Origin of the sequence: Streptomyces sp. NPDC056347 (assembly GCF_042262625.1) — a bacterium.
GTDB lineage: Bacteria > Actinomycetota > Actinomycetes > Streptomycetales > Streptomycetaceae > Streptomyces.
This window is the reverse complement of sequence record NZ_JBHJQP010000001.1, coordinates 20,697-37,436: the sequence shown is the minus strand read 5'-3', so window position 1 is coordinate 37,436 and position 16,740 is coordinate 20,697. Positions and strand designations below refer to the sequence as shown.

Here is a 16,740-nt window from a genome sequence, read left to right as displayed (position 1 = left end):
GGGAGGCCGAAGCTTCCCGGCCCCGGGCCGCCGGACGGAACACGGACCCGGTCAGTGCGCTTCGGCGATGTGCTGCGTACCGATGCGCTTGCGGAACACCCAGTACGTCCAGCCCTGGTACAGCAGGACGATCGGGGTGGCGATCCCCGCGCACCAGGTCATGATCTTCAGGGTGTACGGGGTGGACGAGGCGTTGGTGACCGTGAGGCTCCAGGCGTCGTTCAGCGAGGAGGGCATGACGTTCGGGAAGAGCGTCAGGAAGAGCATCGCGACCACCGCCGCGACGGTCACCCCGGAGAACGCGAACGACCAGCCCTCTCGGCCCACCGCGATCAGCGCGATCGCGGCGACCAGCGCCACCACCGCGACGATCATCGCCAGCAGGCTCCAGCCGTCACCGTTGTCGAGCTGGGTCCAGATCAGGAAGCCGAGCCCGAGCACCGCGGTGACGATTCCCAGCTTCAGCGCCAGCCGGCCCGCCCGCTGCCGGATGTCCCCCACCGTCTTGAGCCCCGCGAACACGGCGCCGTGGAAGGTGAAGAGCGAGAGCGTGACCAGTCCGCCGAGGATCGCGTACGGGTTGAGCAGGTCCCAGAAGTTGCCGACGTACTCCAGGTCGGCGTCGATCTTCACCCCGCGGACGATGTTCCCGAACGCCACGCCCCAGAGCAGGGCCGGGATCAGCGAGGTCCAGAAGATGGCGTGCTCCCAGTTGGTCTGCCACCGCTCGCCGGACCGCTTGGCCCGGTACTCGAAGGCGACCCCGCGCACGATCAGGCAGACCAGGATGATCAGCAGCGGCAGGTAGAAGCCGGAGAACAGGGTGGCGTACCACTCGGGGAACGCGGCGAAGGTCGCCCCGCCCGCGGTGAGCAGCCAGACCTCGTTGCCGTCCCAGACGGGCCCGATCGTGTTGATCAGGACCCGTCGTTCCTTGCGGTCCCGGGCCAGCAGCTTGGTCAGAACACCGATCCCGAAGTCGAACCCCTCCAGGAAGAAGTAGCCGGTCCAGAGGACGGCGATGAGCACGAACCAGACGTCGTGGAGTTCCATCTCTCAGCTCCTCGGCCCTCAGTAGGAGAAGGCCATCGGCCGGTCGGCGTCGTCGTGATCGCCGCCGATCCTGGTGGGCGGGTTGAGGTCGGCCTCCGTGAGCTCCGGCGGGCCTGCCTTGATGTACTTCACGAGCAGCTTGACCTCGACCACCGCGAGAATGGCGTAGAGCAGGGTGAAGCCGATCATCGAGGTGAGCACCTCACCCTGCGAGACCCCGGGGGAGACCGCGTCACGGGTCTGGAGCACGCCGAAGACGACCCAGGGCTGACGGCCCATCTCGGTGAAGATCCAGCCCCAGGAGTTGGCGATCAGCGGGAAGAGCATCGTCCAGAGCGCCAGGATCCAGTAGCACTTGGCGAACTTCGGGCTGAGTGCCTTGTTCTTGAAGAGGACCAGGTTGGGCACTTCGTCCTCACCGGTCCGCAGCGCCGGTGGCAGCATGAACTTCTTCCGGGTCAGCCACAGCCCGAGGATGCCGAGCGCGAAGGACGCCATCCCGAAGCCGATCATCCAGCGGAAGCTCCAGAACGCGACCGGGATGTTGGGCCGGTAGTCGCCGGGACCGAACTTCTCCTGCTGCGCCTTGTTGATGTCGTTGATGCCGGGGACGTACGAGGTGAAGGTGTTGTCGGCGAGGAAGGACAGTATCCCGGGGATCGAGATCTCCACGGTGTTGTGCCCCTTGGCCACGTCACCGACCGCGAAGAGCGAGAACGGTGCGCCCTCCTCGCCCTCCCAGAGGGCCTCGGCGGCGGCCATCTTCATCGGCTGCTGCTTGAACATCACCTTGCCGAGCTGGTCGCCGCTGACGGCGGTGAGCAGTCCGGCGATGACGACGGTGACCAGGCCGAGCCGCAGCGAGGTCCGCATCACCGGGATGTGCTTCTTGCGCGCCAGGTGGAAGGCCGCGATGCCGACCATGAACGCGCCGCCGACCAGGAAGGCCGCGGTGATGGTGTGGAAGAACTGGGTGAGCGCGGTGTTCTGGGTGAGTACGCGCCAGAAGTCGGTCAGCTCGGCGCGGCCGCGTTCCTCGTTGATCCGGTAGCCGACCGGGTGCTGCATCCAGGAGTTGGCCGCCAGGATGAAGTACGCGGACAGGATGGTCCCGATCGAGACCATCCACATGCAGGCGAGGTGGATCTTCTTCGGCAGCTTGTCCCAGCCGAAGATCCACAGGCCGATGAAGGTGGACTCGAAGAAGAACGCGATCAGTGCCTCGAACGCGAGCGGAGCACCGAAGATGTCACCGACGAATCGCGAGTAGTCGGACCAGTTCATGCCGAACTGGAACTCCTGGACGATGCCGGTGACCACGCCCATGGCGATGTTGATCAGGAAGAGTTTGCCCCAGAACTTCGTCGCTCTCAGGTACTTCTCGTTGTTCGTCCTGACCCATGCGGTCTGCAGGCCCGCGGTGAGCGCGGCCAGCGAGATCGTCAGGGGGACGAAAAGGAAGTGGTAGACGGTAGTGATACCGAACTGCCATCGCGCCAATGTCTCCGGCGCCAGCGCCAGCTCCACGTCGTCTTCTCCTTACGTCGCCGTGATCACACCGGCAGTTTGCCCTTTAAATCCGACTAATCACGGGAAGAACAGGACACGCTTGTGAACGCGTTCACATTCACAAGCATTATGGCGCACAGACTTTCGGGACGTTCGGGCGGGGTACCCCCCTTGCGGACGTTCCGATCGATCCCCCCGCGAACCAGACGTCCGGCCCCCGCCGTCCCGGTCACGAACGGGGCCCCGCACCTCGTCCGACGAGATGCGGGGCCCCACCGTCCGGTACGTACGGACGGACTACAGCTCCTTGCGGTACGACTCCGCCGCCTTCAGGAACAGGTCGTTCGCCTCGTCCTCCCCGATCGTCACCCGCACGCCCTCACCCGCGAACGGCCGGACCACCACACCGGCCCGCTCGCACACCGCGGCGAAGTCGGCCGTACGGTCCCCGAGCCGCAGCCAGACGAAGTTCGCCTGGGAGTCCGGCACGGTCCACCCCTGACCGGCCAGCGCCCGCTGCACCCGCTGCCGCTCGGCCACCAACGAGCCCACCCGCCCCAGGAGTTCGTCCTCGGCACGCAGCGAGGCGACCGCCGCGTCCTGCGCGAGCTGGCTGACCCCGAAAGGCACCGCGGTCTTGCGCAGCGCGGCCGCCACCGGCTCGTGGGCCACCGCGAAACCGACCCGCAGCCCCGCCAGGCCGTACGCCTTGGAGAAGGTCCGCAGCACCGCCACATTGGGCCGGTCCCGATAGATCTCGATGCCGTCCGGCACCTCGACGTCGCGGACGAACTCCCGGTACGCCTCGTCGAGCACCACCAGGACATCGCCCGGCACCCGGTCCAGGAACCGCTCCAGCTGCGCCCGGCGCACCACCGTGCCGGTCGGGTTGTTCGGGTTGCAGACGAAGATCATCCGCGTCCGGTCCGTAATGGCGTCCGCCATCGCGTCGAGGTCGTGCACATCACCGTCGGTCAGCGGCACCTTCACCGAGGTGGCACCGCTGACCTGCGTGATGATCGGGTACGCCTCGAAGGACCGCCAGGCGTAGATGACCTCGTCACCCGGGCCCGAGGTGGCCTGGAGCAGCTGCTGCGCCACCCCGACCGAGCCGGTCCCGGTGGCGAGGTGCGAGAGCGGCACACCGAAACGCTCGGACAGCTCGTTCATCAGGCCGGTACAGGCCATGTCCGGGTAACGGTTGAAGTTCGCGGCCGCCGCCAGTGCCGACTCCATCACCCCGGACAGCGGGGGATACGGGTTCTCGTTGGAGGAAAGCTTGAACGCGACCGGTCCGCCGGCCGCGGCCGGCTTGCCCGGTACATAGGCGGGGACGCCGTCCAGCTCGGCGCGCAGCTTGGGGCTCGTCTCGCTCACCGCAGGTCCTCCTCGACCGTCTGTACACATCAATACTGCTCACCTTATGAGGATTGGGCGCCGCTGCGAATGGCCGAAGCGTTCAATCGTCCGGTCCGACCAGGAATGGGGGGAGCGCTCTTCACACTGCCGCGCGCCGGTGGCGCACTCCGTGGCGCGCGTCCCTCGAAGTGGTGAGATGAAACCGCTTCGAGACTTCGACCATTTAGTAGGCCCACCGACTTCGGCATATGACACACGATGGCTACAACCCCCAACCCCCTTGGGTTTCACGGCCTTTGATGTCTGATGATCATGCAAAATCGTGCCTGTCAACGCGTGAATATGCGATCAGGCCGGACGCCCGGTTGAGCCCTACTATCGGCACGCCATGACAGCAGCAGGGAAGCACCAGGTGAGCCGGACGGACACACCCCGGCGCGGCGGCAGGCAGGGACGAGCGGGCATCCGCGACGTGGCCGCCGCCGCAGGGGTCTCCATCACGACCGTCTCCGACGCGCTCAACGGCAAGGGCAGGCTCCCGGACGCCACCCGTCGCCATGTCCGCGAAGTCGCCGAGCGCCTGGGCTACCGCCCTTCCGCCGCGGCCCGCACCCTCCGTACCGGCAAGTCCGGCCTCATCGGCCTGACCGTGACGACCTACGGGGACGAACCCTTCACCTTCACCGAGTTCGCGTACTTCGCGGAGATGGCCAGAGCCGCCACCTCCGCCGCGCTCGCCCGCGGTTACGCCCTCGTCATCCTGCCGGCCACCTCCCGCCACGACGTCTGGTCGAACGTGGCGCTCGACGGCACCGTCGTGATCGACCCCTCCGACCAGGACCCGGTCGTCATGGAGCTCGCCCGCCAGGGGCTGCCCGTCGTCTCGGACGGACGCCCGGCGGGTACGCTCCCGGTCACCGCCTGGGTCGACAACGACCACCGGGCCGCCGTGCTCGACCTGCTCGACCACCTGGCCGCCGCCGGGGCCCGCCGCATCGGCCTGCTCACCGGCACCACCACCGACACGTACACCCGCCTGTCCACCAGCGCGTACCTCCACTGGTGCGAGCGCGTGGGCCAGGACCCGGTGTACGAGTCGTACCCCGCCCACGACCCGTGCGCGGGCGCGGTCGCGGCCGACCGGCTGCTCGCCCGGCCGGACCGCCCCGATGCCGTCTACGGGCTCTTCGACCCCAACGGCACCGACCTGCTGGCGGCGGCGCGCCGGTACGGCCTGCGCGTCCCCGAGGACCTGCTGCTGGTCTGCTGCAGCGAGTCCACCGTGTACGCGACGACCGAGCCCCCCATCACCACCCTCTCGCTCAAACCGCGCAGGATCGGTACGGCGGTCGTCCAGCTCCTGATCGACGCCATCGAGGGCGTGGCCCAGGACGGACCGGTGGAGCAGGTCATACCGACGGAGCTCATCGTGCGGACCTCCTCGCAGCGACGCCCGCCCCGTACGACGGTCAGCGCGCCACGCTCACCGACAAGGGATTGATCGGGATAATTCGGGCCAATCGGCCGGTGAACCCGACGTGCGTCCGGATTCACCACCCCTGGTGCGTCACAGAGCACGATCCGCATTCCTATGATGGGCGAACGACACCGCGGACCGCCCGACCAGCAGGGCCCGTCAGGTGTACGGCGGTGCGACGGTGGTGGAGGGGTCGATGACACAGGGGGCCGGTCAGGAACCCGTGGTGCGGACTGCGACGTTGCGCGACTTCCGCGTACCGCCCTATGCCCAGACCCCGGTGCAGTCGTCGACACCGCATCCGGGGGACGCGGTGCCCGGCGACGAGCCGCCGGAGGGATACACACCTACCGCACGCGATCTGCCCGTGATCAACCGCGGCGACACCCTCCAGGTCCCCGCCGTCGCCCCCGAGCCGCGCCCCGCCCAGGAGCAGGGGCGCGGACCTCTCTACGTCGTCGGCGACGTCCACGGCTACCTGGACGAGCTGCGCACCGCCCTCACCGAGCAGGGCCTGATCGACGCCGAGGGCAAGTGGGCGGCGGGCAACGCCCGGCTCTGGTTCCTCGGCGACTTCACCGACCGCGGCCCCGACGGCATCGGGGTCATCGATCTCGTGATGCGGCTGTCCGCCGAGGCCGCGGCCGCCGGCGGCTACTGCAAGGCGCTCATGGGCAACCACGAGCTGCTGCTCCTCGGCGCCAAGCGGTTCAACGACACCCCGGTCAACTCCGGCGCGGGAACCGCCACGTTCCAGGCCGCCTGGCTGCTCAACGGCGGCCAGAAGAACGACATGGAGCGGCTCCAGGACGTCCACCTCCAGTGGATGTCCCGGCTCGACGCGGTCGTCGAGGAGGACGGGCATCTGCTGATGCACTCCGACACGACGGCCTACCTGGAGTACGGCGCCACCATCGAGGACGTCAACGAGAACGTCCACGCCATCCTCACGCGTAACGACGCCGACGAGTGCTGGGATCTCTTCCGCAAGCTCACCAAGCGGTTCGCCTTCCGCGACGACTCGGGCCCGCAGGCGGTCCGGGAGCTGATGGCGGCCTACGGCGGACAGCGCATCGTCCATGGTCACAGCCCCATCCCCTACCTCCTCGGCGAGGTCGGATCGGAGGAGGGCGAGGACAGCTCCGGCCCCCTGGTCGAAGGCCCGCACGTCTACGCGGACGGGCTCGCCATCGCCATGGACGGCGGAGTGACCATGGCCGGAAAGCTACTGGTCGTCCAACTGCCTCTGCATGGCTGACACTCTTCTGGGCAGACGCATCCACGACCTGACCACGCCGACCACCGGGCCTATTTACGGAAACCCCCTGTCACCCCGTGCCGTGGGCGCTCTACCATCGGCGTATCAGTAGCAGGCTCTCCTCCGTTGCCGCCCGACCGCCCGTGTCGCGCAGGCAGTCAGGCCCGACGGAGCATCGGGGGATGCAGATGAAAAGCGCTCCGCACCTGCTGGCCGAGGACCGACCCGAGTACGAGCGGATCCTCGACGACGCACTGCGCCACGCCCATGAACGGCCGGATCTGGCCGAGGTCGGTGAGCGGCTCAACGCCGTACAGCTGCGCACCATGGCTCTGGAGGCCACGGAGTCGATCACCGCCACCGCCGCCACCGAGTACGCGCACTACGTGCAGGCCCGCGCCGAGCTGCGCGGCGACGACGGGACGGTCCAGGAAGCGGCCCCGGGCTCCGGCACCGGACACCGCCCCGGCCCGGGCGCCGGGGCGGGCGCCGTCGTCACGGTCCTCGCGCCGGTGCTCGCCGGCGCCGCGGCCCTCGTCTTCCTGCTCGTCGGCTATCTGCTGCGGCTGCTCGACGACCCGCCGCGGTTCGCCTCCACCCTGATCTCGGCGGGCTGGATCTTCGCGGTGCTCATGGCCGTCGCGATCGTGGCGGCCGCCGTCGGGCTGATGTTCACCGCGCTGCGCAACGCGTCGGAGCCGCAGCCCGTCGAGGAGCTGGAGGACGAGCTGCCGGAGGACGTGGCGCGGGCCCGGGAGGCCTGGCGGCACGCCCTGCTGGAGCGCGGCATCCTGCCGTTCCTCCGGGACGCGCTCGCCGACCCCGAGGCCGGACGCGCCCGGCGCACACCCCGGCGCTCGGCGAACCGCATCCCGAAGGTCGGCCACATCAAGCCGGGCTTCTCCAGCCCGGCCGACGGCGCGTCGGCGAGTCCCCGCCCGAGCTTCACCTCACCGGACTTCACCAGCCCCGACTTCGGCGGCCCCGAGCACGAGCTGGACTGACCGCCTCCCGTCGGGCGGGCGGTGACCGGCCCGGGACCAGGGGGAGAACGCAGCGCATCCGGCGCTCAGGCAGGGGCGTGCTCCCCCACCGCCAAGTCCCGGCGCATCATCGTGCACATCGTCTCGTACCTGCGGATCGAGCCGTCCTCCGCCACCACGTCCCAGGAGTCGGGGCCCCGGCCGTACGCCTGGTACCCGAGGCGCTCGTAGAGGGCCCGGGCCCGGGGGTTGTCCTCCTCGACGCCGAGTTCGGCCCGGGTCAGGCCCCGGGCCGAGATCCGCCGCTCCGCGGAGCGGATCAGCAGCGTGCCGATCCCGCACGACCGGAGAGCCGGGTGGACCCCGAGCTGCCAGATCTCGCCGGCGCCCTCCTTCACCGTGTAGTCGACGCCGCCGACCGCCACGGGAAGCCCCACCGGCGTGCAGACCGCCAGGTAGTCGATCTCACCGGCCTCCGCCCGCCGCAGCTGATCCGCGAGTTGCCGCACATGCATCGCGTCGCCCGTCCAGCCGCACGACGGCAGGTCCGCACGGGTCAGCTCCCGCACCGACAGGGCCATCCTGATCTCAGCCATCACGACCACCGTTCCATGGAGAATCCGCCCTCCATGGCAACACCCGGCCGCCACCGCGTCCACGGGGTTTCGGGCCGCACGCGGGTACACCGGAAGCAGCGGGGCGTCGCACGGCGGACCAAGGCACTCCGCGCAACGCCCCGGGCTTCCGCGTCAGTCCGCGATCGGCAGGTACACCCGGTTGCCGGAGGCCGCGAACTCCCTGGACTTCTCCGCCATGCCCGCCTCGATCTCCTCCGACGTGCCCCCGTGCTCGCGCCGGATGTCCTGGGAGATCTTCATCGAGCAGAACTTCGGGCCGCACATCGAGCAGAAGTGGGCCGTCTTCGCGGGCTCTGCGGGCAGCGTCTCGTCGTGGAACTCCCGTGCCGTGTCAGGGTCGAGGGCCAGATTGAACTGGTCCTCCCAGCGGAATTCGAAACGGGCGTCCGAGAGCGCGTCGTCCCAGTCCTGCGCCCCCGGGTGCCCCTTGGCGAGGTCCGCCGCGTGCGCCGCGATCTTGTAGGTGATGACGCCGGTCTTCACGTCGTCCCGGTTCGGCAGGCCGAGGTGCTCCTTCGGCGTGACGTAGCAGAGCATCGCCGTCCCCCACCACGCGATCATCGCCGCGCCGATGCCGGAGGTGATGTGGTCGTACGCCGGCGCGACATCGGTGGTCAGCGGGCCGAGGGTGTAGAAGGGCGCCTCCTCGCAGATCTCCTGCTGGAGGTCGATGTTCTCCTTGATCTTGTGCATCGGGACATGGCCCGGGCCTTCGATCATGGTCTGGACGCCGAACCGCTTGGCGATCGTGTTCAGTTGGCCGAGCGTACGCAGCTCGGCGAACTGCGCCTCGTCGTTGGCGTCGGCGATCGAGCCGGGCCGCAGACCGTCGCCCAGCGAGTACGTCACGTCGTAGCTCGCGAGGATCTCGCAGAGCTCCTCGAAGTGCTCGTACAGGAAGGACTCCTTGTGGTGCGCGAGGCACCAGGCCGCCATGATCGAACCGCCGCGGGAGACGATGCCGGTCTTCCGGCGGGCGGTCAGCGGCACATAGGGGAGGCGTACGCCGGCGTGGACGGTCATGTAGTCGACGCCCTGCTCGGCCTGTTCGATGACGGTGTCCTTGTAGATGTCCCAGGTCAGCTCCTCCGCCCGGCCGTCGACCTTCTCGAGCGCCTGGTAGAGCGGGACCGTTCCGATCGGAACGGGTGAATTACGCAGAACCCACTCACGGGTGGTGTGAATGTTGCGGCCGGTGGACAGATCCATGACGGTATCGGCGCCCCAGCGCGTTGCCCACGTCATCTTTTCCACCTCCTCCTCGATGGAGGAAGTCACCGCGGAGTTGCCGATGTTGGCATTGACCTTCACCAGGAACCGCTTGCCGATGATCATCGGTTCGATCTCGGGGTGGTTGACGTTGGCGGGCAGGACGGCCCGGCCCGCCGCGATCTCCTCGCGCACCACCTCGGGATCGACGTTCTCCCGGATGGCCACGTACTCCATCTCCGGGGTGATCTCGCCCCGTCGGGCGTACGCGAGCTGGGTGACCGGCCGGCCGTCCCGGCTGCGGCGCGGCAGCCTCGGGCGGCCGGGGAAGACCGCGTCGAGATTGCGCAGCCCGCCACGCGGCGAGGTGTGCCTGAGCCCGTCGTCCTCGGGGCGGGACGGGCGGCCGGGGTACTCCTCGGTGTCGCCGCGGGCGATGATCCAGTTCTCCCGCAGCGGCGCGAGTCCGCGCCGGACATCGGTGTCGACCGAGGGATCGGTGTACGGCCCCGACGTGTCGTACAGCGTCACGTCCTTGCCGTTGCTGAGGTGCACCTGACGGACCGGCACCCGGAGGTCCGGGCGCGAGCCCTGGACGTACCCCTTGTGCCAGCCGATGGACTTCCCGGCCTCGACGCTCTGGTCCGAGGCAGGCGTGCGTGCGTCCGATGTGGTCATGAGACCTACTCCCTACGCCGGCATTACCCGGTAACAGGTTCGGCGGTCGGCGCAGCCTGTCCCGTACGGGCGTACGGATGTCAGCGCCCTCTCAGCCCGGTGCTCCGAGCTCCCGCGTGTGCAAAGGTTCCTCCACGCTAGCGCCCCGTCCGGCGCGATGAACAGAGGGCCCGGCCCTTCTTGCGATGATCGGCCGGTGACCTCTCCCCACACGGACCACGAACCACAGGCCCGGCCGCAGGGCGCACCTCACGATCGAACGTACGACCAATCGCCCGGATCCGCGTACGACCACCCCCACGAGCAACTCCACGGCCACTCCCACGGTCACGGTCCCGCCGCGCCCGGCTCCCGGCAGCTGCGCAAGGTCATCGCGGCCGTACTGATCCCGTTCGCCACCGCAGTAGTAGTCGGTCTGGTGGCGCTCTGGCCGGGCGGCGCACCGCCGCACGAACGGACCGGCATCGGCTTCGACCGGCAGACCCAGCAGGGAAAGGTGGTGACCGTCGACAAGGTGAACTGCAAGGACGTGAACGCCGTTCAGACGCCCCTCGGCGACGACCCCCCGTCGGCCGGGGAGGAGCGGGGGCCGTGCGAGAGGGCCACGATCGAGGTGACGACCGGCCGGGACAAGGGGCGGACCTTCACCGAGATCCTCCAGCCCGACTCGCCGCGCAAACTGCGCGAGGGGCAGGGCGTGGTGGCCGCGTACGCCCCCGACGCGCCCCACGACCTCCAGTACTCCGTGACGGATGTGAACCGGAAGTTCCCGATGGCGCTGCTGGCCGGGATCTTCGCGCTGACCGTGGTGGCGGTGGGCCGCATGCGCGGGGTGATGGCGCTGATCGCGCTGGCCGTGTCGTTCGCCGTGCTGACCCTCTTCATCCTCCCGGCCATTCTCCAGGGGTCGAATCCGCTGCTCGTCGCGGTGGTCGGGGCCAGTGCGATCATGCTGATCGCGCTCTACATGTGCCATGGCCCGACCGCCCGTACCTCGGTCGCGGTGGTCGGCACGCTGGTCTCGCTGCTGCTGATCGGGCTGCTCGGATCGCTCTTCATCGGGTGGGCGAGCCTGAGCGGCAACACCGATGACAACACCGGCCTCATCCACGGCCTCTACCCGCACATCGACCTGAGCGGGCTGCTGCTGGCCGGTGTCATCATCGGTTCGCTCGGGGTGCTCGACGATGTGACCGTCACCCAGACGTCGGCGGTCTGGGAACTCCACCAGGCGAACCCGACGTTGGGCGTTCGGGGCCTCTACCGGGCGGGCATCAGGATCGGACGCGACCACATCGCCTCGGTCGTCAACACGCTGGTGCTCGCCTACGCGGGCGCCGCGCTGCCCTTGCTGCTGCTGTTCTCCGTCGCGCAGAGCAGCATGGGGACGGTGGCCAACAGCGAGCTGGTGGCGGAGGAGATCGTACGGACACTGGTCGGCTCGATCGGGCTGGTCGCCTCGGTGCCGGTGACGACGGCGCTCGCCGCTCTGGTCGTCTCCGCGGACCGCGCGGCGACCGGCGCGGAAGCCGGAGCTTCGGCGCCTTCGTGGGCCGGGGCGGGGAAAGGCCGTCGCCGAAGGACGAAGCCGTGACCGCCCCTCGGACGGCAGATTCACCCGTCCGGCAGGTGCCCGTGTTCGACCGGCGGACCGGTCCGCGGCGGTGCCCTTCGTCAGCCGGCGTTCTGCTCCTCGGCGAGGATCCGGCCCAGCGCGTCCTCCAGATTGCCCTCGAAGTCACCGAGCGTGCACTCCTGCCCGAGCGGCACGAGCTTGTCGGTCCGGTCGAGAAAGGCCACAAGTGGTGCCGTACCGGCCCGGAAGAGCGCCCGGTCCTCACCGACCTGAAGACGGATGTGTACGTCGGAAAGTCCCTCGGGCTCGGTGGGGCCGATGTGCACATCACCGTCCCCACTGGGGCTGTTGAGGCCGTCGAGCAGCAGCTCGCGGCCGAACGCCCAGGTGACGGGGGCGTCACCGGGCAGATGGAAGGTCATGCGGATCGCGTACGGATCGCATACCTCGTACCGGAGCTCCACCGGGATCCGGAAAGAGAGTTCCTCGGAGACGAGGAAACTCATCATGACCTCAGCTTGAACCGACTCGCGCATCGTTCAACCCCGCAGTAGATGAATCTGGCCAGGAATGATCCCCCGTGGCCCTCTTGACGCCATCGTGGTGCACGCGATAGCAGATCACAAGGAGTGATTTTTCAGATACTGATAGAGAACACGAATGAACGCAAGAGGTCGGCGACTTCGCCACGTAGTTGTTCGACTGCGGGGAGCAATCGGCTTTCCTGCTCCAGTGGTAACGAAATCGCCATCGCCGCAGCGGTGAATCCCGCCGCGATCGGGATCGCGGCGCAGACCGTTCCCAGGGCGTACTCCTGCCGTTCGATGACGGGTTCCATCCGTTCCAGCGACCGCAGCCGTTCGAGGAAGGACGCGCGATCCCGCAGCGAGTAGCGGGTCAGCGGACGCACAGGGTGACGATCCAGATGGTCCTCGCGGGCCTTCTCGTCGATCCGGCTCAGCAGGCACTGGCCGATCGCGTGCGCGTGACCGGTCTCGCGGAAGGACTCCGACGCGGCGACGGCGGGGGCGTCGGGGGAGTCGGCGACCGCCACGAGATCGATCTCGCCCTCGCGGTAGACGGCGCAGTAGACCGGGGCGCCGATGATGTCGCGCCAGCGGCCCAGCGCCTCGGCCATCTTGCCGCGGCGGCCCTGCCGGGTCCCTTCGCCGACCAGGCGCTGGGCCGCGGTCCCGATGACGAAGACGCCGTTCTCCCGGCGTAAATAGCCTTCGTGGGTCAGGGTGCGCAGCAGGTGGTAAGCGGTGGGAAGGGGCAGTCCGGCTTCTCTGGCCAGCTGCTTCGCGGGCGCCCCGTCGTGGTGGGCGACCACGGCTTCCATCAGCCTCAGCGCTCGCTGCACCGATCCGATCAGCGTCGGGGCAGCAGCCCTCGATGCCGTGGTCAACAGTCACCCCCAGGCATGGCGACGGGGTGGTCATCCCGCCTGTGGGGGCCGCCCCCACGGGCTGCCGCACGGCTGGAGTCCGGAGGCCGAACGTCGTACAAACCCACGTGTCAGTAGGGTGACGGGCTGTTAATTCCCCGGTGGCGACAGCGAATTGTCACTGTATAGCCCGGGTCGGTGGGGGACGTTTCTTTAGCCCGCTACTTAGCTCAGCTGGGCTAACGCCCCCGGCCGGTCTCCGATCGTCCTACCAGTCGCCGCGCGAGGAGGACGACGACATGAACTTGCGTACGACGAAGACGATCCCGCCGACCAGGATCACGAAGATCAGGACCTTGAAGAGCAGCCCGATCACGAAGGCGATCACGCTGGCGATCAGACCGCCGAACACGACGATCGCGATGACCGGCACCACGATCCACTTCACCCACCAGGGCATTCCCGTGAGCATCTCTCGTACGGCCATCGTCCCTACCTCGTCTCCTCGAGTTCCTGGTTTCGATGCTAGAGGCGCGGAGGGGGTCGTCAGGGGGGCCGCGGCCCTTGAAGTCCCCTGATCGACCCCTGAGGGATCCCTGAGACCTGACCCCGGCCCCGGGAATCCGCGGCGCGCCTGCTCAGCTCTCCGGATCGGTTCTCCGGTCAGCCCTCCGGCCCGGTTCTCCGGCCCGGTTCTCCGGCCCGAGAACCGGGCTCGACCTCTGGGCTCAGCTCTCCGGCGGGGAGAAGACCACCATCACGCGGAGGTCCTCGGTGATGTGGTGGAACTTGTGGGCGACTCCGGCCGGTACGTAGACCACGCTCCCCCGGCCCACCTGCGTGGTCTCCATGCCCACCGTGATCGAGGCGCGGCCGCTGACAACGAGATACACCTCGTCCTGCTGGTGCGGCAGCTGCGGGTCGATCTCGCCGGCGTTCAGCGCGTACAGACCGACGGACATGTTCCGTTCCTTCACGAACTGCAGATACGCGCCGTCGTTCGCGGCCCGCTCCGCCTCCAGCTCGTCCAGTCTGAATGCCTTCATCGCCGTTGTGCCCCTTGCCTCTGTACTGCCGGTGTCCGCCACCGATGACGTCTGCCACGATCAGACACATGAAGAATTTCGTAGTCAAGACGATCGCCAACGCAGGGGCGCTGGCCGTGGCCATCTGGCTGCTCCAGGACATCACGCTGTCGGGCGGCAGCACCGGGCGCAAGGCGTTGACCCTGATCCTGGTCGCGCTGATCTTCGGCCTGGTGAACTTCGTGGTCAAGCCGATCGTGAAGCTGCTGACCCTGCCGCTGTTCATCCTCACACTCGGACTGATCACCCTGGTGGTCAACGCGGCCATGCTGCTGCTGACCTCATGGCTGGCCGGGCAGTTCGACCTGAGCTTCCATGTCTCGGGCTTCTGGACCGCGGTGCTCGGTGGCCTGATCATCTCGATCGTGTCGTGGGCGCTGAACATGGTCCTGCCCGACGACGACTGAGCGGGCACCCCACGGAACGGGGCGGGCCGCGGTGGACGGCCCGCCGGGAGAGGCTCACGGAGAAATTCGGAAGAAGCGAGGAAGCGGAATGAACAGCACGGGTGACGGAACCAGGGCGGTACGGGCCGGGCTGCCGGAACCGGAACAGTTCGGGCCCACCCTGCCCGGCCCGGTCTTCGCCGCGCACTTCCACCTCTCCGGTGAGCCCACCGGCCCGTACACCTACGGCCGTGACACCAACCCGACCTGGACCCATCTGGAACGGGCCATCGGTGAGCTGGAGGCGCCGGGGGAGAGCGTCGAGACCACGGTCTTCGCCTCCGGGATGGCGGCGATCTCGGCCGTGCTGCTGTCCCAGGCGCGCACCGGCGATGTCGTCGTACTGCCGGACGACGGCTACCAGGCCCTGCCGCTGGTGCGGGAGCAGCTGGAGGCGTACGGCGTCGAGGTGCGGACCGCGCCGACCGGCGGCGATGCCCAGCTGGGCGTCCTCGACGGGGCGAAGCTGCTGTGGATCGAGACCCCCTCCAATCCGGGCCTCGATGTCTGCGACGTGCGCCGGCTCGTCGACGCGGCGCACGCGGCCGGGACGCTGGTGGCCGTCGACAACACACTGGCCACCCCGCTCGGCCAGCGCCCGCTGGAGCTGGGGGCGGACTTCTCGGTGGCCAGTGACACCAAGGGCCTGACCGGGCACGGGGACGTCCTGCTCGGACATGTGACCTGCCGCGATCCCGGGCTGGCGGCGGGGGTGCGGCGCTGGCGCAAGGTGGTCGGCGCGATCCCGGGTCCGATGGAGGCCTGGCTCGCGCACCGTTCGCTGGCCACGCTGGAGCTGCGGATCGACCGGCAGTGCGCCACGGCGCTGACGCTGGCGAAGGCGCTGGACGACCGGCCGGGGGTGACCGGGCTGAGGTATCCCGGGCTGCCCTCCGACCCCTCGTATCCGAACGCGGTACGGCAGATGCGGCGCTTCGGCTCCGTGGTGTCGTTCGTCCTGCCCGACCGTGAACGGGCCGAACGCTTCCTGGCCGAGCTGCGGCTGGTCGACGACGCGACGAGCTTCGGCGGCCTGCGCTCCACCGCCGAGCGCCGCGCCCGCTGGGGCGGCGACGCCGTGCCCGACGGCTTCATCCGCTTCTCGGTCGGCGCGGAGAACGCCCCGGACCTGGTCGCGGACGTGGAACGGGCGCTGGACGCAGCGCTGGGGTAGGGGGCCTTTCGTTCGTTCGGCTCGGGCCCGGTTCACGCGCTGGTTCGGGCCCGTTCCCCGCCGCAGGCTCGAGCCCGGTTTCCGCGCCGGTCCAGGCCTGTTCCCCGCACCGGCGCGGGCCCGTTCCCCGTAGTGGTTCAGGACTGGTTTCTGCCCAGCGCCACGGAGCTCCAGTGGACCGCTTCCCTGCCCAGGTGGTCCGCCTCCCCGTTCACCGTCCGGAGCACCGACAGGCCGGCCTCCGCCGCGTGGCGGGCGACCTCGTCCGGCGGGATGTCGAACATGCGCCGGTCAGCGGGCGGTTCACCGTGCCGCAACGTGATCAGCAGCACACCCTCCGGAGCCAGCAGCGAAGCCAGGCACCTCATCGCGACCGGCCGGTCCTCCGGCAGGAGATGCATCCACACCGCGGAGAGCAGGACGACGTCGTACGGGCCCTGGATCCCGTCCAGGGCCGGGAGCCCGCCCGCTCTCCAGGTCACCCCGCTGTCGGGGTGGAGCCGCGCCGCCACCCCGCGCAGCTCGGCCACCGGCTCCACCGCATCGACCAGGAAGCCTCGCCGGGCCAGGGCCGTCGCGTCCCGCCCGGTCCCCGCTCCCACATCCAGCACGCGCGCGGGCGCGTCCGGGATCAGGTCGATCAGCGGACCGTGCACCGACTCGAAGGAAACGCTCTCGTAGACCTTGCCCAACCGCTCCGCCGACTCGGCGTAGAAGGGTTGCGCCCCCGTATCCGCAGTTCGCTCCATGCCCGGAACCCTACGGCCCGCCACTGACATCGCAGAAGGGGGACGGGTGGTCCGGGCCTCCCTCCTTGCGGCTCGGACCACCCCCGTTCCTCCTGCGAAGGAACGCCCGGACAAGGCCAATTGACTCTCCGTCAGTACTCAGCCACGGAAGCGGCAGCA

Annotated in this window: 16 protein-coding genes and 1 riboswitch; of the genes, 6 read left to right on the top strand and 10 right to left on the bottom strand. The window is 69.0% G+C overall.

Annotated features, from left to right (window positions below; translation table 11 throughout):
* Positions 1-51 precede the first annotated feature (51 nt).
* The 3 genes from cydB to hisC form a co-directional block, all read right to left on the bottom strand.
* Positions 52-1,053: a cytochrome d ubiquinol oxidase subunit II gene (gene cydB, locus ACFCV8_RS00205; protein WP_376682955.1), complete on the bottom strand. Its 1,002-nt coding sequence runs from the start codon at positions 1,051-1,053 to the stop codon at positions 52-54.
* 18 nt (positions 1,054-1,071) lie between these two features.
* Positions 1,072-2,580, bottom strand: coding sequence for a cytochrome ubiquinol oxidase subunit I (locus ACFCV8_RS00200; protein ID WP_376682954.1), 1,509 nt, complete (start codon positions 2,578-2,580; stop codon positions 1,072-1,074).
* Between the two features lie 279 nt (positions 2,581-2,859).
* A complete protein-coding gene (gene hisC, locus ACFCV8_RS00195) occupies positions 2,860-3,939 on the bottom strand; it encodes a histidinol-phosphate transaminase (protein WP_376682953.1) in 1,080 nt (359 codons plus the stop codon).
* A gap of 370 nt (positions 3,940-4,309) precedes the next feature.
* Here hisC and ACFCV8_RS00190 point away from each other — a divergent pair, with 370 nt between their 5' ends.
* The 3 genes from ACFCV8_RS00190 (at position 4,310) to ACFCV8_RS00180 (ending at position 7,660) form a co-directional block, all read left to right on the top strand.
* Positions 4,310-5,422 carry a LacI family DNA-binding transcriptional regulator gene (locus ACFCV8_RS00190; protein ID WP_376682952.1) on the top strand — a complete coding sequence of 371 codons (1,113 nt, stop codon included), beginning with the start codon at positions 4,310-4,312 and terminating at the stop codon, positions 5,420-5,422.
* Positions 5,423-5,579: 157 nt separating this feature from the next.
* The gene (locus ACFCV8_RS00185) at positions 5,580-6,656 is read left to right on the top strand and encodes a metallophosphoesterase (RefSeq protein ID WP_376682951.1); all 1,077 of its coding nucleotides are present in this window, start codon (positions 5,580-5,582) and stop codon (positions 6,654-6,656) included.
* A gap of 182 nt (positions 6,657-6,838) precedes the next feature.
* Positions 6,839-7,660 (top strand): hypothetical protein, encoded by an 822-nt coding sequence (locus ACFCV8_RS00180; protein ID WP_376682950.1) that lies wholly within the window; start codon positions 6,839-6,841, stop codon positions 7,658-7,660.
* A 65-nt stretch (positions 7,661-7,725) separates the two neighbouring features.
* On the opposite strand, the gene ACFCV8_RS00175 is transcribed toward ACFCV8_RS00180, so the two are convergent.
* Complete coding sequence (locus tag ACFCV8_RS00175) at positions 7,726-8,235, bottom strand: GNAT family N-acetyltransferase (protein ID WP_376682949.1); 510 nt, start codon at positions 8,233-8,235, stop codon at positions 7,726-7,728.
* A gap of 153 nt (positions 8,236-8,388) precedes the next feature.
* Entirely contained in the window at positions 8,389-10,164 is a 1,776-nt protein-coding gene (thiC, locus tag ACFCV8_RS00170) for a phosphomethylpyrimidine synthase ThiC (protein WP_376682948.1), read from the bottom strand.
* A riboswitch (TPP riboswitch) is annotated at positions 10,157-10,290 on the bottom strand. Its footprint overlaps the gene before it by 8 nt.
* A gap of 70 nt (positions 10,291-10,360) precedes the next feature.
* On the opposite strand from thiC, the gene ACFCV8_RS00165 reads away from it, so the two are divergent.
* Positions 10,361-11,758 (top strand): YibE/F family protein, encoded by a 1,398-nt coding sequence (locus ACFCV8_RS00165; protein ID WP_376682947.1) that lies wholly within the window; start codon positions 10,361-10,363, stop codon positions 11,756-11,758.
* 80 nt (positions 11,759-11,838) lie between these two features.
* Here ACFCV8_RS00165 and ACFCV8_RS00160 read toward each other — a convergent pair whose 3' ends face one another.
* From ACFCV8_RS00160 to ACFCV8_RS00145, 4 genes are all read right to left on the bottom strand, one after another.
* Positions 11,839-12,276 (bottom strand): SsgA family sporulation/cell division regulator, encoded by a 438-nt coding sequence (locus ACFCV8_RS00160; RefSeq protein ID WP_072488197.1) that lies wholly within the window; start codon positions 12,274-12,276, stop codon positions 11,839-11,841.
* Between the two features lie 101 nt (positions 12,277-12,377).
* A complete protein-coding gene (locus ACFCV8_RS00155) occupies positions 12,378-13,148 on the bottom strand; it encodes an IclR family transcriptional regulator (protein ID WP_376682946.1) in 771 nt (256 codons plus the stop codon).
* Positions 13,149-13,395: 247 nt separating this feature from the next.
* Positions 13,396-13,614 carry a DUF5326 family protein gene (locus tag ACFCV8_RS00150; protein WP_376682945.1) on the bottom strand — a complete coding sequence of 73 codons (219 nt, stop codon included), beginning with the start codon at positions 13,612-13,614 and terminating at the stop codon, positions 13,396-13,398.
* Positions 13,615-13,855: 241 nt separating this feature from the next.
* On the bottom strand, positions 13,856-14,173 hold the full coding sequence (locus ACFCV8_RS00145) for a cupin domain-containing protein (protein WP_352274014.1): 318 nt from the start codon (positions 14,171-14,173) through the stop codon (positions 13,856-13,858).
* A gap of 68 nt (positions 14,174-14,241) precedes the next feature.
* Between ACFCV8_RS00145 and ACFCV8_RS00140 the strand changes: the two genes are divergently transcribed.
* Both ACFCV8_RS00140 and ACFCV8_RS00135 read left to right on the top strand, forming a co-directional pair.
* Positions 14,242-14,619 carry a phage holin family protein gene (locus ACFCV8_RS00140; protein ID WP_376682944.1) on the top strand — a complete coding sequence of 126 codons (378 nt, stop codon included), beginning with the start codon at positions 14,242-14,244 and terminating at the stop codon, positions 14,617-14,619.
* 88 nt (positions 14,620-14,707) lie between these two features.
* Positions 14,708-15,832 (top strand): cystathionine gamma-lyase, encoded by a 1,125-nt coding sequence (locus ACFCV8_RS00135; RefSeq protein ID WP_376682943.1) that lies wholly within the window; start codon positions 14,708-14,710, stop codon positions 15,830-15,832.
* 137 nt (positions 15,833-15,969) lie between these two features.
* Here the strand turns inward: ACFCV8_RS00135 and ACFCV8_RS00130 are convergent, their stop codons facing one another.
* Positions 15,970-16,581 carry a class I SAM-dependent methyltransferase gene (locus tag ACFCV8_RS00130; protein WP_376682942.1) on the bottom strand — a complete coding sequence of 204 codons (612 nt, stop codon included), beginning with the start codon at positions 16,579-16,581 and terminating at the stop codon, positions 15,970-15,972.
* Positions 16,582-16,740: the final 159 nt, after the last annotated feature.

Bases quoted from the DNA above. Each gene is read 5' to 3' on its own strand.
- cydB (WP_376682955.1), bottom strand. From the start codon at position 1,053: ATGGAACTCCACGACGTCTGGTTCGTGCTCATCGCCGTCCTCTGGACC.
- ACFCV8_RS00190 (WP_376682952.1), top strand. From the start codon at position 4,310: ATGACAGCAGCAGGGAAGCACCAGGTGAGCCGGACGGACACACCCCGG.
- ACFCV8_RS00180 (WP_376682950.1), top strand. From the start codon at position 6,839: ATGCAGATGAAAAGCGCTCCGCACCTGCTGGCCGAGGACCGACCCGAG.
- ACFCV8_RS00175 (WP_376682949.1), bottom strand. From the start codon at position 8,235: ATGGCTGAGATCAGGATGGCCCTGTCGGTGCGGGAGCTGACCCGTGCG.
- thiC (WP_376682948.1), bottom strand. From the start codon at position 10,164: ATGACCACATCGGACGCACGCACGCCTGCCTCGGACCAGAGCGTCGAG.
- ACFCV8_RS00160 (WP_072488197.1), bottom strand. From the start codon at position 12,276: ATGCGCGAGTCGGTTCAAGCTGAGGTCATGATGAGTTTCCTCGTCTCC.
- ACFCV8_RS00150 (WP_376682945.1), bottom strand. From the start codon at position 13,614: ATGGCCGTACGAGAGATGCTCACGGGAATGCCCTGGTGGGTGAAGTGG.
- ACFCV8_RS00145 (WP_352274014.1), bottom strand. From the start codon at position 14,173: ATGAAGGCATTCAGACTGGACGAGCTGGAGGCGGAGCGGGCCGCGAAC.
- ACFCV8_RS00140 (WP_376682944.1), top strand. From the start codon at position 14,242: ATGAAGAATTTCGTAGTCAAGACGATCGCCAACGCAGGGGCGCTGGCC.
- ACFCV8_RS00135 (WP_376682943.1), top strand. From the start codon at position 14,708: ATGAACAGCACGGGTGACGGAACCAGGGCGGTACGGGCCGGGCTGCCG.
- ACFCV8_RS00130 (WP_376682942.1), bottom strand. From the start codon at position 16,581: ATGGAGCGAACTGCGGATACGGGGGCGCAACCCTTCTACGCCGAGTCG.